Source organism: Winogradskyella sp. A2, assembly GCF_046762865.1.
In the GTDB taxonomy this organism is placed as follows: domain Bacteria; phylum Bacteroidota; class Bacteroidia; order Flavobacteriales; family Flavobacteriaceae; genus Winogradskyella.
Map to the genome: position 1 here is coordinate 148,602 of NZ_JBKQXM010000002.1, position 21,547 is coordinate 170,148.

The following is a 21,547-nucleotide window of genomic DNA, read 5'->3' on the forward strand; positions in this document are numbered from 1 at the left end:
ATATATCTTAAGTCTAGATTTTTAATCTAGATGAAGGATTCATAATTAAAAAGTAAAGATAGTATTATTTATTTAGTAAATTAGAAGTGATTTTCCCCTTCTTTACTATTTATTTAGTAGAAGCATTTTTATTAAATGCTCACATTTTTTTGCCCTTACGATGTAATAAAAATCAACCATTATAGATATGAAAACAATAATTACTTTTTTAAGCTTGGTAATAGGACTAACATTTTGTTTTTCCCAGAACCCATTACAAGAACCAAATGGTGGAGAATACACTTTTAATCCATCTCAAGAACCCTGTGTTACTGACCAACAACGCACTTTTATAGAAGATGAAACGTCTAATGGTATTGAACTTTTAAGATCTCAAAATAGATTGGCATACAACAATACAAATCGAGGTACACACCCTTTATTTATATGGCCAGTACAAAAGGCATCTCATGTCGATTATAATGAAATTTGGGGAATCTCTAATTATGTAGATCATGATGCAACAGCACCAAATTCGTTATTGGATTATAATTGTGGTACAAGAACATACGATACAACAAGCGGATATAATCATAGAGGCTTAGATGTTTATATTTGGCCGTTTTCATGGTATGCTATGGACAATGATCAAGTTGAGATTATTGCTGGTGCTCCAGGGCAAATAATTGCTAAAAGTGATGGAAACTTTGATCGTAGTTGTGATTTTAATACAACAACGCCATGGAATGCGGTGTATATTCAACATAGCGACGGTAGTATTGCATGGTATGGACATCTAAAAAATGGATCTTTAACCACCAAAAATATTGGTGACATGGTTAGTGAAGGTGAATTTTTGGGTATAATGGGAAGCTCTGGAGTTTCAACAGGCCCTCACTTACATTTTGAGGTGTGGACTGATGCAACCTATACCCAACTGGTTGATCCTTATAGCGGAACATGCAATTCCATGAATACCGAAACTTGGTGGCAATCACAAAGACCCTACAATAGTCCGGGAATTAACGCTGTATTGACCCATTCGGCAAGTCCAGTTTTTCCAAATTGCCCAACTTCTGAAACCACCAACATAAAGAATCAATTTGATCTTAATGAAACCGTTACTCATTTCATTTATTTAAGAGATCAAGTCGCTGGTACTATAGTTAATCTAAGGGTTATAAGACCAGACAATACTGATTTATATAATTGGGATTTTAATCTTACTAATAATTATTATTCCTCATATTGGGGAGGATGGACATCCATTGCAAATATTGCAGGTGAATGGAAATGGGAAGCTACTTATAATGGAGAAACTGTAACTCACAGTTATAATGTTGGTGCTTTAAGTATTGAAGATGAAACCCTAGAAACAACATCAGTATATCCAAACCCAACTAAAGACGTGTTAAACATTGATACTACGATAAAAATTACAAGTGCAACTATTATAGATGTTACAGGTAAGTCTATTTTAGAAATTAGTAATCAAAATTCATCTGGAATTGAAAGTATTGACCTAACTAATATTTCCAAGGGACTATATTTTCTGTCATTAAATGGTGAATCTGGAGAATCCGAAGTCCATAGATTTATTAAAAACTAACAGAAAAAGGCTCTTTTTCAAGAGCCTTTTTTTATTGTGGTTTTAATGTTTCGAAAATGTTTCTCAAATCCTTTTTAAATGGTAAATGATCTGCTCTACCCTTTTTAAAGATATCATTACTATTGCCTTGCCCTTTTCGTAATGCCTTTTGCTCCTCATAAGGTAATTTTATAATGTCTTGGCAATTTGTAGAACAGCAGTTGTCCATTTTAGTTTTACATTCATCACATTGAATAAATAATAGGTGACAAGCTTCATTAGCACAGTTAGTATGTAAATCTGCTGGCTTGCCACATTGATGGCAATTCGCAATAACATCTTCACTAATGCGTTCTGAACGACGTTGATCAAATACAAAGTTTTTACCAATGAACTTATTATTTAAGCCCTTTGATTCAACTTGCCTTGCATAGTGAATAATACCACCTTCTAACTGATATACATTTTTAAACCCTTTATGCTTGTAGTAGGCACTGGCTTTTTCACACCTAATACCACCCGTACAATACATAACAAGTTTTTTATCTTCTTTATGTTCTTTTAAATCTTCCTCAATTAAATCTAAAGATTCTCTAAAAGTATCTACATCTGGTGTTATAGCGTTTTTAAAATGTCCTATTTCACTTTCGTAGTGATTTCTCATATCAACCAGTACAGTAGCAGGATCTTCAATGAGTTCATTAAATTGTTCTGCATCAACGTGAATGCCTTTGTTGGTAACATCAAATGAATCATCATTTAAGCCGTCAGCAACAATTTTATGACGGACTTTTACTTTCAATTTTAAGAAAGCAAAATTATCATGCTCAATCGCTATATTTAATCTTACATTTTCTAAAAAGGAAATTGTGTCAAGGTGGTTTTTAAATGCCTCAAAATTATCTGCTGGTACAGAAAGCTGTGCATTAATACCTTCATTAGCCACATAAATTCTGCCCAGGACATCTAATGGATCCCAAGCCAAGAACATGTGATTTCTAAAAATTTCTGGATTGCCAATTTTGGCGTACTTGTAGAAAGAGATTGTTAAGCGTTCTTTTCCGGCTTTTTCAATTAACTCCGCTCTTTCCTTAGCACTTAAGTTATTGTACAGTTGCATGCTATACTAATGTTTTAAGGTTAAAGAATAAAATGCAAAGGTATGTATTTTGGTTTAACGGCATTAAAAAAAGCACCTTAAAGTATCAAAGTGCTTTCCTTAGATTAACTAACTATAACTAAAACTAATTAAAAAGGTTAATCTACATCGGCTATCAGCTACCGTCTCAATACAGTAGCTGAAACACCTAATGCTTTGCTAACTTGGTTTGTTTAAAAAGTAGAAAATTTTTAAAAGACTTATCCCAACTTTTTAAAAGGTTTTCATAGCAATTATTTCCTTTTTCATTTAGTAGATGTAAAAAGTGTAAAATGGTTGCGTCATAAAATTGAAATAATTAAAATAAGTGGTATTTTTGATGTTCAATTAATTAAGAAATTAGAATAAATGAGTAGTGAAAAAGACGCAAAATTAAAAGCTTTAAAATTAACTCTGGACAAGTTAGATAAGGCTTATGGGAAGGGAACTGTAATGAAAATGAGCGATCAGGCGATCGAAGATGTAGATGCCATTTCTTCTGGTTCATTAGGATTAGATATTGCATTGGGTGTTGGTGGTTATCCAAGAGGTAGGGTAATTGAAATTTATGGCCCTGAATCGTCTGGTAAAACTACTTTGACATTACATGCCATAGCAGAAGCTCAAAAAGCTGGTGGTATTGCCGCTTTTATTGATGCAGAACATGCGTTTGATAGATTCTATGCAGAGAATTTAGATGTAGATATTGATAATTTAATTATTTCTCAGCCTGATAATGGAGAACAAGCTTTAGAAATTGCTGATAATTTAATTAGATCTGGTGCTATTGATATTGTTGTTATTGACTCTGTCGCAGCACTGACGCCAAAAAGTGAAATTGAAGGTGAAATGGGTGATTCTAAAATGGGACTTCATGCGCGTTTAATGTCGCAAGCCTTGAGAAAATTAACGGCATCTATAAGTAAAACAAATTGTACGGTTATTTTTATTAATCAATTACGTGAAAAAATTGGTGTGATGTTTGGAAATCCTGAGACAACAACAGGTGGTAACGCACTTAAATTTTATGCTTCTGTACGTTTGGATATTAGACGTTCAACTCAGATAAAAGACAGCAACAGTAATGTAATGGGAAATAAAACCAGAGTTAAAGTTGTTAAAAATAAAGTTGCTCCTCCATTTAGACTTGCAGAATTTGATATTATGTATGGTAAAGGTATTTCTAAAGTTGGTGAGATACTTGATTTGGCCGTAGAACACGACATTGTGAAGAAAAGTGGCTCTTGGTTTAGTTACGAAGACACTAAACTCGGCCAAGGACGAGATGCTGTAAAATCTCTAATAAAAGATAATCCGGATTTAATGGATGAATTAGAAGAAAAAGTGAGGGCACTCATTAATGATTCTAATTAAGTAAATATAAATCCTGAAAAAATTCAGGATTTTTTTGTTTTAAGACGCAACCCTTTGGGGTTTTCTACATCTACAGTATGTAATTGATTAAAATTATTTATGAAAAGGTTTGGTTTAATAGCTGTAATTCTGTTTTCATTTTTATACTCATGCAGTCTTGAAGATGATGATGAAGCGTCTTATTACCTTGAAGTAATGCCAATTGATTCTGTAGAAATGCCAGAGGAATTTGTATATGGTGAGACCTATGACATTCTATTAACCTATACGCGCCCTACATTTTGTTATGCGTTTAATAATTTTGCCTACGATATAGATGGGCACGAACGAACCATAGCAGTTGTTAACTCTGTATATACTAATCTTGATTGTGCACAACAATCTGGAGAAGTAACTGTAAGTTTTGAATTCTCTGTAACAGGAACCGAAACCTACATTTTTAAGTTTTATCAGGGCAAAGATAGTAACGGACAAGACCTGTACTATTTGGTAGAAGTACCAGTAGTACAATAATTATTAATTAATTACCGGAAAAATGTGAGTTTAGAGCAACTCATAAATAATTGTATAAAACAAGATGCTAAAGCACAAAGCCAATTATACAAGCAGTTTGCAAGTAAATTATTTTCGCTTTGTCTTAAGTATTCTAAAAACTATGCCGAGGCAGAGGATAATCTGCATGACGCATTTATAACTGTATTTAGTAAAATAAATCAGTACAATAATAAAGGTTCTTTTGAAGGTTGGTTAAAACGAATTGCGATTAATACATCATTGCAACGCTATAGAGATAGTGCCGGAGTATTTGATATAGTTAATGAAGAACGAATAGAAGATGTAAGTGTAGAGATTAATGATGGTGATGTAGGTATAGATTTTTTATTAAAGATTATACAAGAATTACCGGATCGCTATAGATTGGTTTTTAATTTGTATGTATTAGATGGCTACTCTCATATCGAGATTAGTGAATTGATAAATATTTCAACAGGAACCTCAAAATCTAACCTGGCAAGAGCCAGAATGATTTTAAAAGAAAAAATAGAAGATTATAAAGCGAATTTAAATTCGCGATCAATATAAAATGAGTAATAAGAAAAACATAGATAGGCTTTTTCAAGAAAAGTTTAAGGATTTTGAAGTTACGCCAAATGATGCGGTTTGGGGCCGTATCAGTGAGAGTTTGCCAAATAAAAAGAAAAAGCGCAGAGTAATCGCGTTATGGTGGCAAATTGGTGGTGTAGCTGCTGTTATTGCTTTATTATTAACGGTTGGAGTATCTGTGTTTGACAATAATAGTAATGACAATCAAAACACACCTATTGTAGATGTTGAGGATATTGGAGATGAAAACAACTCTCAACAATCTGAGGACACAACAAATAAGGATACAAACGAAGTTAATACCAAGCAACAAGAACTTAATTCTATAGATGAAAGCTCTTCAAAAGTTGCAAATGTAGATACTGAAAAATCTAATAGTGCATCAGAGAAAGAGGCCAATACTAAAATTGAAAACGATAAGGGCTTAATCAATAATATTACATCAAGTAAATCGCAAAACACTAAGGTTGCTGATAACTCTAATAATACTCAACAACCAAAAACATCTAAAACTGGTAATGAGCTTTTAGATAGCGTTGATAACAAATCGACAACAAAAGTTGCTTCAAATACTAATGATAATAAAAATAAAGAGCAGATCGACAACTCAAGTACCATTTCAAATACTGAAATGAAAGATGTTATTAAAAATGAGTTAGAGAAATCTAATAATGCCGTTGTTGAAAATAATACCAATGAAACCGGCAATAAATTGAAAGATAATACAACTTCAAATGAGAAAAATGAAGATGCGATTTCAATATTTGAAGAATTAAATAAACAGTCTGTAGAAGATGCTATAGCAGAAAACGATAAAGTCAATAATGAAAAAGAAAAGGATAAGCAGAACAGGTGGAGCATAGCACCTAATGTTGCACCTGTTTATTTTAGTTCTTTAGGTCAAGGCTCTCCTGTTCATAGCCAATTTAATCAAAACTCTAAGAGTAGCGATATAAATATGAGCTATGGTATTGCAGGTTCATATGCTATTTCTAACAAACTGAAAGTAAGAGCTGGCGTTAATAGAGTAAATCTTAATTATACTACGTCAGATGTAATTGGTTTCGTTGGTGCAGATGCTGTCTCAAGAGGGGTAAATGCTCAAATGAGCAATTTAGATTTAAGTAATGGTGTACAATCGGTTTCATTAGTTAGTACTTCTATGATTAATAGGGCAACAATGCCAGAGGCATTTAATACACAATTTGTTGGAGATTTAGATCAAAGATTTGGTTTTGTAGAAGTGCCATTAGAATTAGAGTATAGATTAATAGACAAACGATTTGGAATTAACTTCATCGGTGGATTTAGTACGTTTTTCTTAAGTGAAAATGAAATTTATGCAGACATAAATGGAAGCTCTACTCTTATAGGTGAAGCAAACAATATAAATAGCACTAGTTTCAGTGCGAATTTTGGACTAGGTTTAGATTACAGCCTGTCTAAAAAATGGAATTTTAATCTTGAACCAACGTTCAAGTATCAACTGAATACATTCAATAATACATCTGGTAATTTTAGACCATTCTTTGTTGGAGTGTATACAGGATTAAGTTTTAAGTTTTAGGTAAATTTAAGTTAGGTTAGGTTATTGCAATACAGAAAGCAATGATGAATGCAATGATGACAAAAGCTACTCGTGGTTAGGGTAGCTTTTATGTTTTTAATGGTTTGTGTAATTCATCCCAAATTATACTTCTAGCTTCTTTATTTAATGTCTTTGTGTCTTCAATAGTTAATCCCTCCGTGGATAAAAATTTGTGAATCCTTGCGCGCATTCTACCTGGTCCACCACTAAAAAAGGTATATGAAAATCGTTTTTTATTATCATAAAATGTCATTGGCACAATTGGGATTTGGTGATTAATTGCTAATCTAAATGCTCCATCCTTAAAACTGTCTAATACTACATGTTCTTCAGGCACACCTCCTTCTGGAAAAATACAAATACTTAACCCTTGCTTTAATCGTCTTTGCGCTCTTAAAAATACGGCCTGTCTACTTTTAGGACTACTCCTATCTACTAATATACATGTTCGTTTATAAAAGAATCCGAAAAGCGGAATTTTTGCCAATTCCTTTTTGCCAACAAAAACAAAAGGGTTCTTAACTGAAACCAACATTAGCATTATGTCTACCATTGACGTGTGATTGGCAACAAACATATAACTCTTTTTAAGGTCTGGTTTTTGATTTCTAGTAATCCTATAGTTAAAACCCATACCTATTAGAATAAACTTCGCCCAAAAGCGAGCAAGTTTAAAGAAAAATGGATACCACTGCTCTCTAGAGATAGAAATAAGAAGTAATGGGAATAATAGGATTATAGGCAAGGCTACAAGCACATAAAACCACACTCTGTATAAAATCCAAAATGGATATTTTATTATTGCCATAGCTTCAAAACTAATTAAATAGTTCCTTTAAAAAAATTATCTTTGCTCTTCGTTTAACAATAAAAAGAAATCCTGAGATAACAGGATGTTGACATGGCAAGAATACTAACAGGAATTCAAAGTACAGGAACACCGCATTTGGGTAATATATTAGGTGCCATCATCCCAGCTATTGAAAAAGCTAAGGATGATGCAAATGACTCCTTTTTATTTATTGCAGACCTACATTCACTAACACAGATAAAGGAGGCCGAAGTGTTGCGTAACAATACCTATTCTACCGCAGCAACATGGCTTGCCTTTGGGTTAGATATAGATAAAACAGTGTTTTACAGACAGAGTGACGTACCACAAGTTACTGAGCTGGCTTGGTATTTAAACTGTTTCTTCCCATTCAAACGCTTAGAACTAGCACATAGTTTTAAGGACAAATCGGATCGTTTAGATGATGTTAATGGTGGTTTGTTTACCTACCCAATGTTAATGGCAGCTGATATTTTATTATATGACTCTGATATAATCCCTGTTGGTAAGGACCAAGAGCAACATATTGAAATGACGCGTGATGTTGCGTCTCGTTTTCATGCAAAAATGGGTGGAGAAACTTTTGTATTACCTGAAGCAGACATTCAGAAAGACACTATGTTAATTCCAGGTACTGATGGTGCCAAAATGAGTAAGAGTAAAAACAATACTATAAATATATTTTTACCTGAAAAGAAGTTGCGCAAGCAAATTATGTCCATTAAAACAGATAGTACACCTCTTGAAGATCCTAAGGATTGGAAAACGTGCAACTGTTTTGCGTTATATAATATAATGGCTAGTGAAACTGAGGTTGAAGCTATGAAAGCAAATTACGAAGGTGGTAATTATGGTTATGGACACACCAAACAGGCTCTTTTCGAACTTATGTTAGAGCGATTTGCAGAACCAAGAGAACGCTACAACTATTATATGGACAATCTCAACGAAATAGATGCTGCTTTAGCTAAAGGTGCCGTCAAAGCTAAAGTTGTGGCTGATGGTGTACTGAAACGTGTTAGGGCAAAGGTTGGGTATTAGATTATAGTTGTTATACAATGAAAAAGGAATTGATAAGTCCACTATTAACTATTCTTGCAATGATTTTGTTAATCATTTCAAGAGTAATAGATGCCAAAAAGGTAGACTGGATAGCGTACGCTGCCATTGCAATTATTATTGCCTGTATAATTGTGATTTTTAATTCAATAAATAGAACTAAATAAGTTCAAACAACTTACCAGGTAAGGGCCTAACAACACCTTTTAATTCCATATTGAGAAGTAGACCTGCGATTTTATAGCTAGGAATTTCACAATCTAAGGCAATTACATCTAAAAGCTCCTTGTCTTTATTTTTTAAATAATTATAGATGATTTTCTCATTATCATCTAATTCTACAAAAAGTTGTTTTTGTACGGTTGGTTTCTCCTTTGTTTCAAGTTGCCAATTTAATAAGTAAGGTACATCCAAAGGAGTAGATAACAAATGAGCTTTTTGCTGTTTAATTAGGTTATTGCACCCCACACTTTGACTGTCCGTAGTTCTTCCGGGAACAGCAAATACATCTCTATTGTATGAGTTTGCTATGTCTGCTGTGACCAAGCTTCCTCCTTTTTCTGCTGATTCAATAACAATAGTAGCTTCAGAAAGGCCTGCAATAATTCTATTGCGTTTTAAAAAATTGTTTCTATCAAAATTATCGGTACTCCAAAAATCGGTGTAAAATCCGCCATGTCTTTCAATATCTGCAACATACTTTTTGTGAACTTTGGGGTAAATCTGATTTAAGCCATGCGCTAAACATCCAATGGTTTGCAAATTGTTTTTTACCGCTGCTTTTTGAGCTGTAATATCTGTACCATATGCAAAGCCAGAAACTATAACGGGATTGTAGGGTGAAAGCGTTTCTACCAACTTTTCACAAAATGCTATTCCGTTGATGGTAATTTTACGCGCGCCAACAATACTAATTATGCGCTGTTCCTTAAGGTTAATATTACCAGATTGAAATAACACTATTGGTCCATCAATACAATGCTTTAGTCGCTCAGGATAGGAATCACTTGTAAAATAGTGAACATTGATATTATTGTCCTTAATAAACCTTAGTTCTTGCTCAGCCTCTTCTCTATGTATGGAATCGAAAAGACCTTCGATTGTTACAGTACCAATACCATCTATTTTTAAAAGATCAGATTTCTTCTCTTTCAAAACAGCTTCAGGAGTACCACAGTGATTAATTAGCTTCTTGGCTGTAGTTGCACCAATTTTGGGCACATGTTGAAGCGCTAAAGCATAAATTAATTGTTGTTCGGTCATTGGTAGTTTGCTGAATAGTAGAATGCAATAAACTAAATTTTTCTGATGTTAATAACTAAATAGCTTCATATTTTAATCCCATTTAAAAATTTTTAACTTTGTTTCTATGCAGATAGAGACATACATAAGTGATCTATTATACCGATACGATTGTGTTACAGTACCTGGCTTTGGTGCTTTTTTAACCAATCGGGTTTCTGCGAAAGTGCATGAATCTACACATACATTTTATCCGCCTAAAAAAGTATTGTCCTTTAACGAACAATTACAAAATAACGATGGCTTATTGGCCAACTATATTGCTGAGGTAGAAAAGATACCTTATAACAATGCCTTAGAACGTGTATCAAAGCAAGTGCGTTCTATTAAATCTTATTTAATAGAGGGTGAAACGATTCAGTTTGATAACATTGGTGAACTTATACTAAATAGTGAGGGTAAGATTGTATTTGACCCTTCTAGCCATATCAACTACTTAACCGATGCATTCGGCTTATCTCATTTTACAACTGATTCTGTAGTACGTGAAGTACACAAAGAGAAGGTTAAAGAATTGGAGGCAACAACACCTATTGCAATCACTCCAGAAAAGCGTTCCAATTCCAATTGGTTAAAATATGCTGCAGTTGCAGTCTTAGTTTTAGGATTAGGCGGTTATTTTGGTTACAACTATTATAATAATAGTATAGAAAACCATAACCAGCTTGCCCAACAAGAAGCTAATGCACAATTAGATGCTAAAGTACAGGAGGCGACTTTTGTCATTAGCAATCCATTACCAGCGGCTACACTATCATTAGAAAAGCAAAGTGGTAATTACCATATTGTTGCTGGTGCTTTTAGAATAGAGTCAAATTCTGACAAAAAGGTTAAGCAACTAAAAGCTAGAGGCTATAAAGCAAGAAAAATTGGTGCTAACCGTTACGGATTACATGAAGTGGTTTACGCTAGTTTTGAAACAAGGACGGAAGCACAACGTGCACTCTACAAAATTCGTCGTGAGCATAATCGTGATGCTTGGTTATTGATAAAGAAATTAGATTAACCTTTACCTCTTATTTAGATAAAGGACCTTATCTTTGCACAAATTTTGAAACTTTATGCAACCTAAAACAGCATTTCATTCTAAAACAGTTGTTACAGACCTAGTTTTACCAAGTGAAACAAATCCTATCAATAATTTATTTGGTGGTGAGTTATTAGCACGTATGGATAGAGCCGCTAGTATTGCGGCAAGACGCCATTCTAGACGTATTGTAGTTACTGCTTCCGTAAATCATGTGGCATTTAATAGAGCTATTCCATTAGGAAGTGTTGTTACCGTTGAGGCTAAAGTGTCTCGTGCTTTCTCATCTTCTATGGAAGTTTACCTGGACGTTTGGATTGAAGACAGAGAATCTGGCGAATGTATTAAAGCCAATGAGGCCATTTATACCTTTGTTGCAGTAGACGAAACTGGAAGACCAATAAAAGTCCCGGAGCTAATACCAGAAACAGATCTCGAAAAAGAACGCTTTGATGGTGCATTGCGACGAAAGCAGTTAAGCCTTGTACTTGCCGGTAAGATGAAGCCACAAGATGCTACAGAATTAAAAGCCATTTTTGAGTAGCTATTAAACCTTTTTATTAATTCTCAGTCTTATCATTAAATCAAATTTATTAATGATGAGATACCTAGTTTATACCTTAGTTTTTGTTTTCGCATTAAGCACAACCTCCTGTGCAAGACAAGTGGTTGTAAAACAACCAGCGACCGTAACCGTAGTAAAGAAATTACCAAGACAATATAAAATTGTTCTTGTTAACGGAAAACGCTACTACTTTTTTAATGGTAGGCACCATAGAAAAACCAGAGGTGGCTTTGTGGTAGTACGTGTTTAAATTTTAGTTTGAGTTAGTTTGATTGAAAAATTCCTCAACATCTTGTTGGGGAATTTTTTTAGTATTTAGACAACCAAGGTTCTGGATTAATAACCTGATCGTTTTTATAAATTCTAAATCCAAGTAAGGTCTCTCCTTTTATTCTGTTCGTAAATACTTGGCCAATAGTTTCTCCTGTTGAAACCTTATCTCCTTTCTTTACATATATCTTGGCCATATTAAAGTAAACCGATAAATAATTACCATGTCTTATCATTACGGCTGGATTACCATTTTTAACAACAAGAATTCCTGAAACCTCACCATTGAACACAGATTTAACCTCAGCATTTTGCTCTGTAGCTATATAAATACTTTTGTAATTTTGTGTGACTGTATTATCCGTTAATGACCTTTGCCTTCCGAATTTTCCTTTTATTACACCTCGAGAGACTGGCCAACCCAATTTGCCTTTATTTGATTCAAAATTTGAAGCCAACCTTTTAGCTTCTGGTGTTAACACAAATTTTCCTGTAGATGTTTTTTTACCTGCTTTTTTATTAGACGCTGCAATGGCCTCCCTTATAAGACGGTCTATTTCTTTATCTAGCGCTCTAACTTCCTGTCTTTTCTTCTTAATTTGTGCATTAAACTTGCTCATATCAGCCTTTATAGATGCCATTAAAACCTCTCGGTTTTTTAATTCGTCTTCTAGCTTTCGCTTGGCATTCCTATTTTCCTCAACTAATTTTTGCTTGTCTTTCTTTTGTTGCGTTAGTTTAATATTTAATTCTTGAAGCTCTGCCGTTTTAGTTTTTATAGCTTCACCTTGTTCCTTTTGGTAATCTGTATATTGTTTTAAGTACTGTAGTCTTTTATAAGCCTGTTTAAAGTTATCGGAGGAGAGTAAAAACATTATTCTACTTTGCTCAGATTTACTTTTATATGACTTCACAATCATAGCCGCATAATCGTCTTTTAGCTCTTGTAATTGTATTCTTAGACTTGTTATTTCCTTTTGATTGGCATTTATTTCACGAGTCAGTAAATTGGCTTGCTCATTAGTGATTCTAATGAGGTTTTTTCTAACACTAATTTTATAATTTATATCCTCAATAAGTGTAATTACAGATTTTTGTTCTTTTTTGTTTGAAAACAATAAGGCATTGATTTGCTTTATTTCCTTAAGTTTCTGTTGCCTTTCTGCCTCTAATGATTTTTGTTTTGTGCTTTGAGCACCTACAAAATTTAGTGAAAGAAATATGCTAAATAGGATAAAAAAATATGTGCGGGTGATAGTCATTATTTAATCACTATTTCTTTGTAACCAGCGGGAATTTTAAATGGAAATCTAACTGCTTCGTTAATAGACACAGACTTAAATTCTAAAGAAACACCTACTTCATCTGAATCTTCTACTGCTATTATTTTTATATCCTTTGGAAGTATTTGAGATTTTACTTCTTGGTAAGAGGCATAATCTACTTGTAAAAAACGCTTCTTTAATTGTTGATATAACTGTAAGCTATCCATCTTAAAATGTGATGGGTTAATTAAGTAAAATAACTCCAACAATGCGTTTTGGTCTTTTGGTTGTAATGCGTAAGAGTTTTCAGAAACCGAAACTTTATGAGGCTCCTCTTTTAGGTTATAAATGGCTTGGCCCAATAGAATATTCTGAACTTTATTAAAATCTAAATCCACGCCAACAAAATCACTCAGTAAGGCATAATCACCGTCAAAATATTCGTTGTCTTGTTTGTTATAAAATCTTACCTTATCTGGAGTAATCATCATCCTAGCAAGTCCCAAAGGTGCACTTAACCAAATAGCTTTGTCTTTCTCCATTCTATAGTTAAAAGTTAAGCCTTGTTCTTTTTGACCTTGCCTTAAATCTATTCTTACTTTGGCCTGCATAGTTTTAAAGTCAGCATCTGTTTTTTGATGTTGTTTGATGACCTGCTTAGCAGAAAGTTGATCACTTGCTTCTCCCGAAGCCATAACACTCTTAGCAGATTTACAACCTACGGTTAAAACAAATCCTACAACTACAAGGATTGAAGTGAAAAATCGATATGTTTGTGTTAAATTCATTTATTGTTGTGCTTTAATAGCCTGTGCCTTTTTAGCAAACGTTTCGGATTTAGTTATATTATTCAAAGCTTTATAGGCAATACTCAATTCTGAATAAAAATCGGCTTCCATGTTAGGATTATCAATTAGAAAATCAACGCCAGTGTCAAGACTTTCTATTGCTTCTTCGTACTGACCTAATTGATTTTTAGCAACTCCATTTACTAAATATAGAATAGGTTGTGCAGGATACAATTCTAAAGCCTCATTACTTTCTGTCACAACAGATTCAAAATCTTTCATGTCTAATTGTAAAAGCAATATGTCTTTAATTAACTTAAAATCGTTAGGGTCTTGTTTTAGGGCCTCTTTAAAGTTTGCCAATGCTTTTACCTTGTCTCCTGCTTTGAGATAGTATTGACCCAAATCGCTATGTGTTTCAGCATCTTTATTATCATCTACTTGTGAGGTTATCTCTACAAGGTCAGATTCATATTCTGGGTTTTTTGATACAAAACTCACAAAATCCTTAAGCACCTTTGCTTTTGCATCTGTGTTTATTTCTGGACTAGCTAAAGCAATCTTAACGGAATTAATAGCTTTGTCTACTTCTCCTTCTTGTAAATAAAACTTATATAACGCTAAGTGTACAAACTTAGAATCTGGCTTAATCTTCAATAGATTTTTAGCTGCTTTGAAGGCCTTCTTTTTATCACCAGTTTGGCTATATCTATATATTAATTTTAAATGGTTCTCTTCATTATTAGGGTTTTTAGCAATACGTTGTTCTAGATTTTCAATACGATCATCTGCGTTCCCAGTGATACTATAAATATCATTTCGCATAGCATCCCTCGCTTCACTTAATCCATACTGCTCATCTAGTTCGTCTAATATATCTAATGCTTGCTTATATCTTTTCTCTCGCACATACAACGAGGCTAAATCCTCTTTATAATCAGGATGGTACTTAACTAGCTGTTTAATAGTTCTAATAGCATTATTTATATCGTCTTGTTGAAAATAAACATCGTATAGCTCATCCAAAAACCATTCGTTATCGGGTTGCATGCTTACTGCCTTTTTCAATGCGTCTTCTGCAGCTCCATAGTTTTTTAGCTTATTGTAATTTTTACCTAATTCAAAATAAATTACGGGTTGCTTACTGTCTAGGTTTAGGCACTTTTGAAGCGCATCTACAGCACGATCATAATTTTCAATACCCTTTTGTTTTAAAGCTTCAAAAAAGTGCTCTTGGAATTCATCTTCAACATTACCTAAATCATCATCAGGTCTTTTATTAAAGTCAACTTGAGCCAAAGTAAATTGTGGTGTTAAAAAAACACCAACAAGAAATATAAATATGTATTTAGTAGATTTCACCTTTCATTTTGTCTATAATTTCAATTTATAGACTTCAAAATTTATTCCATAGTAGTATAATCACCAATACTAATTTTAGTAAAGTCTCCATTATACTTTACGTGATTACCAATCATAGCTTCGTCTAAATTAGCGTTTATAATAGTTGTCTGGTTTTGAATTAAGCTATTTTTAACGCTACTGTTTTCAATAACGCAATTATTCCCAATAGAAACGTTAGGCCCAACAGTTGTATTGCGTAAAACGGTTCCTTTACCTATAAAACAGGGCTCTTTAATTGAAGAATTATCTAGAACCACAGAATCGTGTACCAATTGCTCTTCGTTATCAGCTTTAAGAAAGCCTAACATTCTTGCGTTAGTCTCTAAGGTTACATTCTTATTACCACAATCCATCCACTCGTCTACTGTGCCTGTTTTAAAAACCCTGCCATCTGCCATCATTCTCTTAATACCATCATTAATTTGGTATTCGCCACCATTCATCACATTTTGATCTAATACTTCTTGAAGTTTCTCCTTTAAAACAGCAACATCTTTAAAATAATATATCCCAATAACGGCTTGATCGCTTACAAAAGATTCTGGTTTTTCTACAAGCTCTACAATATTTTGATTGTTATCCAATTTTACAACACCATAGGCTTCCGGATTACCAACACGTTTAGTCCATATAACACTATCCGCAGAAGGGTCTAATTCAAAATCTGCTCTAATCAAGGTGTCTGCATATGCAATTACAGCAGGACCAGACAATGATGGTTTTGCGCTCATAATAGCATGGCCAGTACCCAAAGGCTGATCTTGTCTGTAAATCGAAGCTTTTGCCCCTAAATCTTCAGCTAACTCTGTTAAGCTTTTTACTACATCATCACCAAAAAAAGCTGGGTCGCCTAATACAAATGCAATTTCTTCGATTGGTTGGTTTAAGACCTTAACAATATCCTTTACTAAACGATGCACTATAGGTTGACCCGCAACCGGAATTAATGGCTTAGGCACAGTTAAACTATGTGGTCTAAGGCGAGAGCCTCGACCTGCCATTGGTACAATTATTTTCATTTTATAAGTTTATTCGTTGATTTATTTGGTTCCTGTACTTCCAAAACCACCTTCACCTCTTTCAGTGTCAGTTAATATTTCTACCTGTTCCCATTCTATGCGTTCATGCTTTCCGATAACTAATTGAGCTATTCGTTCTCCGTTTTGTACAATGAATTCCTCGTTAGACAGATTTACTAAAATAACACCTATTTCACCTCTGTAATCAGCATCAATAGTGCCAGGAGCGTTTAAAACAGTAATACCTTTTTTGGCAGCTAATCCACTACGTGGTCTTACTTGTGCTTCAAAACCAATAGGAAGCTCTATAAACAAGCCTGTACCAACAATTGTGCGTTGTAAAGGTTTAAGTGTTCTGGCTTCTGTTAAACTGGCACGTAAGTCCATACCTGCTGAAGCAATAGTTTCGTAATGTGGTAAAGCGTGCCTAGATTTATTTATAATTTTAATTTTCATGATTCTATCTTTTTAAGATTTGTTTTAGTTGGTTCTTTTCCAACATAATAACTAGTCCCAAAAATACAACTAACAATGTAATTCCTATAAGATATTCTCCTCGATATTGATAGAATGACAATGCTGACAACCCGATGGAAACTACAAGATATAGTCCTATCTTCTTTAGGTTGTAAGGTATTGGGTAGTACTTTCTGCCGAAGTAATAGGATAATAGCATCATAGTTGCGTAAGCTATCAGTGTTGCAACTGCAGAAGCTTTATAACTGTATGTCTCAATAAACATGAAATTTATAACAAGAGTTATTACAGCTCCAATTACAGAGATGTAGGCTCCAAACTTAGTACGATCTGTAATCTTGTACCAAACTGAAAGATTATGATATATACCTAGACAGAAATTAGCTAGCAAGATGATTGGAACGATCCACATCGCTTCCCAATAAGCTTCACTCCTAATAATAAAGGGTTTTAATATATCCGCAAATACAACTACCGAGAGTAAAATAATTGACCCAAACGCTACAAAGAACTCTAGGATATTTGCATAATTTTTTTGTGGGTTTTTAGTCTTTGCATGACTAAAAAAATAAGGTTCTATTCCTAACCTGTAAGCTGTTGCGAAAAGTGTCATAAACAAAGCCAACTTGTAGCAGGCTGAGTACATGCCAATATCGTTTTCTGCAACATCTACTGGTAATAGTTCTTTGAGCAAGATTCTATCAAAGGTTTCATTGATTGAGAAGGCAATTCCTGCAACTAAAACTGGAATAGCATAGTGCATCATTTGTTTCCAAAGTCTTGAATCAAATTTATATTTCAACTTGAAATAAAATGAAGCCATTAATAGCAGTGTAAATGCACTTGCAACAAGGTTGGCAATAAAGATGTAGCTTATTTCAAAATTAGGCCTATATATCGTTTCAAATAAGTTTCCTGTTTCTGCAAGATTCTTTAGTACTAATAAGAAGAATAAATTTAATCCAATGTTTACACAAACATTAAAAATTTTGATAGTGGCATATCGCATGGGTTTTTCATTTGCTCTTAGCCACGCAAATGGAATTATTACCAAAGCATCTAAAAGCAATATCCAAATCACCAAGTTGATATATTTAACATCAATATCAATGTAACTGGAAATTTGATTCTGAAATATTAACGCAATAACGAAGAATGCCAGAGATGATACAACTAAAGAAATAGTAGATGTGCCTATAACTTTTTCTTTATCATCTTCTTTATTGAAGAATCTAAAAAAAGCAGTTTCCATACCATAAGCTAAAATAACATTGAATAATACGAAGTAAGAAAAGATAACCGAAACCTTTCCATATTCCGCTGGGCTCGACAATACAGCCTCACTTGTATATAACGGCACCAAAAGAAAGCTCAACATTCTTGGTAAGACCGTTGCCAAACCATAAATAAATGTTTGCTTAAAAAGTGATTTGAATGCGCTCAATTAATTTATTATAATGTTGCCCAAAAATATTAAATATAAATTGGTCTGTAGTGATCGAAAATAAAAAAGCCTTACTTAATCTAGTAAGGCTTCTTAACATTGTTATTGATTGGGTTAATTATCATTTTCATTATCTAAAGTAGCCAATCCGGCAGAACGCTCTCTCACATAGATTGACGGCGCGCCATTTTCATAATATGCACCTGCAAATTCTTTTGGCTGCTTTACTTTATAGTATTTGGTTTCTCCATTTTCAATATAACTAATAACACATTCATCCTCTTTTATAGTAAATGGATATTGAGAAGGATTGTTCCCAGGATTGAAGTTATAAGCTTTAGATTTATTTTTAAGCAAAGCAGAGTAGCGCCCACCTCTTTCTGTCAATTTTCCTTTTAAATTTCTAAAAAAGACACTATCAATAATTATATGTTTGGGTTTATTTAAAACGGGAACAAAAATATTTACACCTGTACCGCCTACATCAATACCAGCATACCATTCTTGAAAGTATGCCTTATTCACTTTAAACTCTGTATTCTCTTGAAAAACTATAGCTTTTTTAGGACTTGCGCACTGGTAAGAAAGTAAAAACATCAACACAAAGCCTAAAGCAAATGTTGTTTTAATAAGCTTTTTCATTACATAATAGGATAAGATTTGGAGGAGCAATATATGTAAAAATATGTTTTTAATCGTTTTTTAATGCGTTTAATCGATGAAACGGCTTTATATTTCAACTTTTTTCACTAAAAAAACCCAACTTTTTAGTTGGGTTTTATATATTTTATTTACTGAATTCCTTCAGTACAATATTAATTGTTCAATGCCTCAGCGCCTCCAACAATTTCTAAAATTTCATTAGTAATTGCTGCTTGACGAGCCTTGTTATAAGTTAACTTAAGCTGATCTCTTAACTCTGTAGCGTTATCTGTTGCTTTATGCATAGCCGTCATACGAGCACCATGTTCTGAAGCAAATGAATCTCTAATACTTTTAAACAATTGAGTCTTTAAAGACTTAGGGATTAAGGTCTCAACAATTTCTAGTTTAGAAGGTTCAAAAATGTAATCTAAATTATTATTCGCTTCATTTTCCACAGGTACAATTGGTAAAAATTGTTCTGTCATAATGATTTGAGTTGCTGCGTTTTTAAATCTGTTATAAACCAATTCTACTTTATCGAATTCAGCTTGAACAAACTTATCCATTATCATGTCAGCAATTTCAGCAACATTGTCAAAAGTTAAGTCGTCAAAAACTTCACTTTTATTATCAATCACTCTATTTTGCTTAGTAAAAGCATCATTAGATTTTTTGCCTATAGCTAAAACTGATACATTCTTATCACCGTAAACATCATTAATTAATGTGTTAGTTTGCTTAATGATGTTAGAATTAAATGCACCACATAATCCTCTATTAGAAGTAATCGCAACAATTAAAACATTTTTTACTTCCCTCTGAGTAGCGTATTTACTACCTGAATCTGCATCTAAAGTTGCGCTTAAGCTTTGTAATAACTCAGTTAACTTATTAGAGTAAGGACGCATTGCAGTAATGGCATCTTGTGCCTTCTTTAACTTAGCAGCAGATACCATTTTCATAGCACTGGTAATCTGCATAGTTGAAGACACCGATGATATTCTGTTACGTATTTCTTTTAAGTTTGCCATTCTTTAATGTATAAAGACTCTAGATTACTCTGAGAGTGACATTAGTTTAATTTTTAAGCTTTGTATTTTCCAGTAAGGTCTTTTGCTACACTAGTTAATGTATCAATAACCTCTTCGGTTAATTTACCAGCTTTAAGTGTATCTAAAACCCCTCTATGCTTAGCATTTAAAAACTCAATATAATCACGTTGAAACTCTTTTACTTTTTCTACAGGTACATTTCTCAATAAGTTTTTTGAACCTGCATAAATTATAGCAATTTGATCTTCAACAGTAAAAGGATCATTTTGTGCTTGTTTTAATATTTCAACGTTACGTTTACCTTTCTCAATTACATTTAAGGTAGATGCATCTAAATCAGATCCGAACTTAGCAAATGCCTCTAGTTCACGATATTGAGCTTGGTCTAATTTAAGTGTACCTGCTACTTTTTTCATTGATTTAATCTGTGCATTACCACCAACACGAGATACAGAAATACCTACGTTAATCGCGGGACGAACACCAGAATTAAATAAATCACCGTCTAAGAATATCTGCCCATCTGTAATAGAAATTACGTTAGTTGGGATATAAGCAGAAACGTCACCTGCTTGGGTTTCAATAATTGGTAAAGCTGTTAATGACCCTCCACCTTTAACCATTGGTCTAAGGGGCTCAGGTAAATCATTCATTTCTTTAGCGATAGAATCATCATTGATAATTTTTGCAGAACGCTCTAATAAACGCGAATGTAAATAGAATACATCACCAGGATACGCTTCACGTCCTGGAGGACGGCGTAATAATAAAGATACCTCACGGTATGCAACGGCTTGCTTAGATAAATCATCATAGATGATTAATGCTGGACGACCAGAATCTCTAAAGTATTCTCCGATAGAAGCTCCTGTCATTGGTGCGTATACTTGCATCGCAGCAGGATCTGATGCGTTAGCCGCCACTATTGTGGTATAAGCTAAAGCCCCTCTTTCTTCTAAAGTTTTTGCAATATTTGCAACTGTTGAAGCCTTTTGTCCAATAGCAACATATATACAATATACAGGCTCACCTGCATCGTAAAATTCTTTTTGATTCAATATTGTATCAATACAAACTGTTGTTTTACCTGTTTGACGGTCACCAATTACCAACTCGCGCTGACCTCTACCTATAGGAATCATTGCGTCAATCGCTTTAATACCAGTTTGTAATGGTTCTGTTACAGGCTCTCTATAAATAACACCTGGTGCTTTACGCTCTACAGGCATCTCATAAGTTTCTCCTGTAATTGGTCCTTTACCATCAATTGGGTTCCCTAAAGTATCAACAACACGCCCAACGATACCTTCACCTACTTTTACAGATGCGATACGCTCAGTACGTTTTACTATGGATCCTTCTTTTACTCCTACTGAAGCACCTAATAGTACAATACCTACGTTATCTTCCTCAAGGTTAAGTACAATTCCTTCTAAACCACCTTCGAATTCTACTAATTCACCATATTGCGCATTAGCTAATCCGTAAGCGCGAACGATACCATCACCTACAGTTAATACTGTTCCTACTTCATCCAATGAAGCACCTGCTTCAAAACCTGAAAGTTGTTGTTTTAAGATTGCTGATATTTCAGCTGGTTTTACTTCTGCCATCTTTATTTATATTA

The 21,547-nt window shown here is 33.7% G+C and carries 22 protein-coding genes; 10 read left to right on the top strand and 12 right to left on the bottom strand.

Annotation, left to right across the window (positions count from 1 at the left end):
• Positions 1-187 precede the first annotated feature (187 nt).
• Positions 188-1,588 (top strand): peptidoglycan DD-metalloendopeptidase family protein, encoded by a 1,401-nt coding sequence (locus ACFWV9_RS03790; protein ID WP_411893908.1) that lies wholly within the window; start codon positions 188-190, stop codon positions 1,586-1,588.
• 31 nt (positions 1,589-1,619) lie between these two features.
• Here the strand turns inward: ACFWV9_RS03790 and ACFWV9_RS03795 are convergent, their stop codons facing one another.
• Positions 1,620-2,687 carry a rhodanese-related sulfurtransferase gene (locus tag ACFWV9_RS03795; RefSeq protein WP_411893909.1) on the bottom strand — a complete coding sequence of 356 codons (1,068 nt, stop codon included), beginning with the start codon at positions 2,685-2,687 and terminating at the stop codon, positions 1,620-1,622.
• Between the two features lie 387 nt (positions 2,688-3,074).
• On the opposite strand from ACFWV9_RS03795, the gene recA reads away from it, so the two are divergent.
• The 4 genes from recA (at position 3,075) to ACFWV9_RS03815 (ending at position 6,750) form a co-directional block, all read left to right on the top strand.
• Positions 3,075-4,079 (top strand): recombinase RecA, encoded by a 1,005-nt coding sequence (gene recA / locus ACFWV9_RS03800; RefSeq protein WP_411893910.1) that lies wholly within the window; start codon positions 3,075-3,077, stop codon positions 4,077-4,079.
• A gap of 99 nt (positions 4,080-4,178) precedes the next feature.
• Positions 4,179-4,592: a hypothetical protein gene (locus tag ACFWV9_RS03805; RefSeq protein ID WP_411893911.1), complete on the top strand. Its 414-nt coding sequence runs from the start codon at positions 4,179-4,181 to the stop codon at positions 4,590-4,592.
• A 24-nt stretch (positions 4,593-4,616) separates the two neighbouring features.
• A complete protein-coding gene (locus tag ACFWV9_RS03810) occupies positions 4,617-5,162 on the top strand; it encodes an RNA polymerase sigma factor (protein ID WP_411893912.1) in 546 nt (181 codons plus the stop codon).
• A 1-nt stretch (position 5,163) separates the two neighbouring features.
• Complete coding sequence (locus ACFWV9_RS03815) at positions 5,164-6,750, top strand: hypothetical protein (protein WP_411893913.1); 1,587 nt, start codon at positions 5,164-5,166, stop codon at positions 6,748-6,750.
• Positions 6,751-6,838: 88 nt separating this feature from the next.
• On the opposite strand, the gene ACFWV9_RS03820 is transcribed toward ACFWV9_RS03815, so the two are convergent.
• A complete protein-coding gene (locus tag ACFWV9_RS03820; RefSeq protein ID WP_411893914.1) occupies positions 6,839-7,579 on the bottom strand; it encodes a lysophospholipid acyltransferase family protein in 741 nt (246 codons plus the stop codon).
• Positions 7,580-7,672: 93 nt separating this feature from the next.
• Between ACFWV9_RS03820 and trpS the strand changes: the two genes are divergently transcribed.
• On the top strand, positions 7,673-8,644 hold the full coding sequence (trpS, locus tag ACFWV9_RS03825; protein WP_411893915.1) for a tryptophan--tRNA ligase: 972 nt from the start codon (positions 7,673-7,675) through the stop codon (positions 8,642-8,644).
• 17 nt (positions 8,645-8,661) lie between these two features.
• Positions 8,662-8,829 (top strand): hypothetical protein, encoded by a 168-nt coding sequence (locus ACFWV9_RS03830; RefSeq protein ID WP_411893916.1) that lies wholly within the window; start codon positions 8,662-8,664, stop codon positions 8,827-8,829.
• On the opposite strand, the gene dprA is transcribed toward ACFWV9_RS03830, so the two are convergent.
• The gene (dprA, locus tag ACFWV9_RS03835) at positions 8,822-9,925 is read right to left on the bottom strand and encodes a DNA-processing protein DprA (RefSeq protein WP_411893917.1); all 1,104 of its coding nucleotides are present in this window, start codon (positions 9,923-9,925) and stop codon (positions 8,822-8,824) included. The two genes, ACFWV9_RS03830 and dprA, sit on opposite strands and share 8 nt — an antisense overlap.
• Positions 9,926-10,031: 106 nt before the next feature.
• Between dprA and ACFWV9_RS03840 the strand changes: the two genes are divergently transcribed.
• From ACFWV9_RS03840 to ACFWV9_RS03850, 3 genes are read left to right on the top strand one after another with little or no spacing between them, the layout of a single operon-like run.
• The gene (locus ACFWV9_RS03840) at positions 10,032-10,970 is read left to right on the top strand and encodes an SPOR domain-containing protein (RefSeq protein ID WP_411893918.1); all 939 of its coding nucleotides are present in this window, start codon (positions 10,032-10,034) and stop codon (positions 10,968-10,970) included.
• A gap of 55 nt (positions 10,971-11,025) precedes the next feature.
• The gene (locus tag ACFWV9_RS03845) at positions 11,026-11,535 is read left to right on the top strand and encodes an acyl-CoA thioesterase (protein WP_411893919.1); all 510 of its coding nucleotides are present in this window, start codon (positions 11,026-11,028) and stop codon (positions 11,533-11,535) included.
• 52 nt (positions 11,536-11,587) lie between these two features.
• Positions 11,588-11,806, top strand: a complete 219-nt coding sequence (locus ACFWV9_RS03850) for a DUF6515 family protein (protein ID WP_411893920.1) — start codon at positions 11,588-11,590, stop codon at positions 11,804-11,806.
• Positions 11,807-11,864: 58 nt separating this feature from the next.
• On the opposite strand, the gene ACFWV9_RS03855 is transcribed toward ACFWV9_RS03850, so the two are convergent.
• The 9 genes from ACFWV9_RS03855 to atpA form a co-directional block, all read right to left on the bottom strand.
• Entirely contained in the window at positions 11,865-13,088 is a 1,224-nt protein-coding gene (locus tag ACFWV9_RS03855; protein ID WP_411893921.1) for a murein hydrolase activator EnvC family protein, read from the bottom strand.
• Positions 13,088-13,879, bottom strand: a complete 792-nt coding sequence (locus ACFWV9_RS03860) for a DUF4292 domain-containing protein (protein ID WP_411893922.1) — start codon at positions 13,877-13,879, stop codon at positions 13,088-13,090. The genes ACFWV9_RS03855 and ACFWV9_RS03860 overlap by 1 nt, the downstream gene beginning before the upstream one ends.
• Entirely contained in the window at positions 13,880-15,241 is a 1,362-nt protein-coding gene (locus ACFWV9_RS03865) for a tetratricopeptide repeat protein (protein ID WP_411893923.1), read from the bottom strand.
• A gap of 41 nt (positions 15,242-15,282) precedes the next feature.
• Positions 15,283-16,302 carry a sugar phosphate nucleotidyltransferase gene (locus tag ACFWV9_RS03870; protein ID WP_411893924.1) on the bottom strand — a complete coding sequence of 340 codons (1,020 nt, stop codon included), beginning with the start codon at positions 16,300-16,302 and terminating at the stop codon, positions 15,283-15,285.
• A gap of 21 nt (positions 16,303-16,323) precedes the next feature.
• On the bottom strand, positions 16,324-16,758 hold the full coding sequence (gene dut, locus ACFWV9_RS03875) for a dUTP diphosphatase (RefSeq protein WP_411893925.1): 435 nt from the start codon (positions 16,756-16,758) through the stop codon (positions 16,324-16,326).
• A 4-nt stretch (positions 16,759-16,762) separates the two neighbouring features.
• Positions 16,763-18,223, bottom strand: a complete 1,461-nt coding sequence (locus tag ACFWV9_RS03880; protein ID WP_411893926.1) for an oligosaccharide flippase family protein — start codon at positions 18,221-18,223, stop codon at positions 16,763-16,765.
• Between the two features lie 114 nt (positions 18,224-18,337).
• Positions 18,338-18,865 carry a hypothetical protein gene (locus ACFWV9_RS03885; RefSeq protein ID WP_411893927.1) on the bottom strand — a complete coding sequence of 176 codons (528 nt, stop codon included), beginning with the start codon at positions 18,863-18,865 and terminating at the stop codon, positions 18,338-18,340.
• A 173-nt stretch (positions 18,866-19,038) separates the two neighbouring features.
• On the bottom strand, positions 19,039-19,899 hold the full coding sequence (atpG, locus tag ACFWV9_RS03890) for an ATP synthase F1 subunit gamma (RefSeq protein WP_411893928.1): 861 nt from the start codon (positions 19,897-19,899) through the stop codon (positions 19,039-19,041).
• A 53-nt stretch (positions 19,900-19,952) separates the two neighbouring features.
• Positions 19,953-21,533, bottom strand: a complete 1,581-nt coding sequence (gene atpA / locus ACFWV9_RS03895; RefSeq protein WP_411893929.1) for a F0F1 ATP synthase subunit alpha — start codon at positions 21,531-21,533, stop codon at positions 19,953-19,955.
• Positions 21,534-21,547 lie beyond the last annotated feature (14 nt).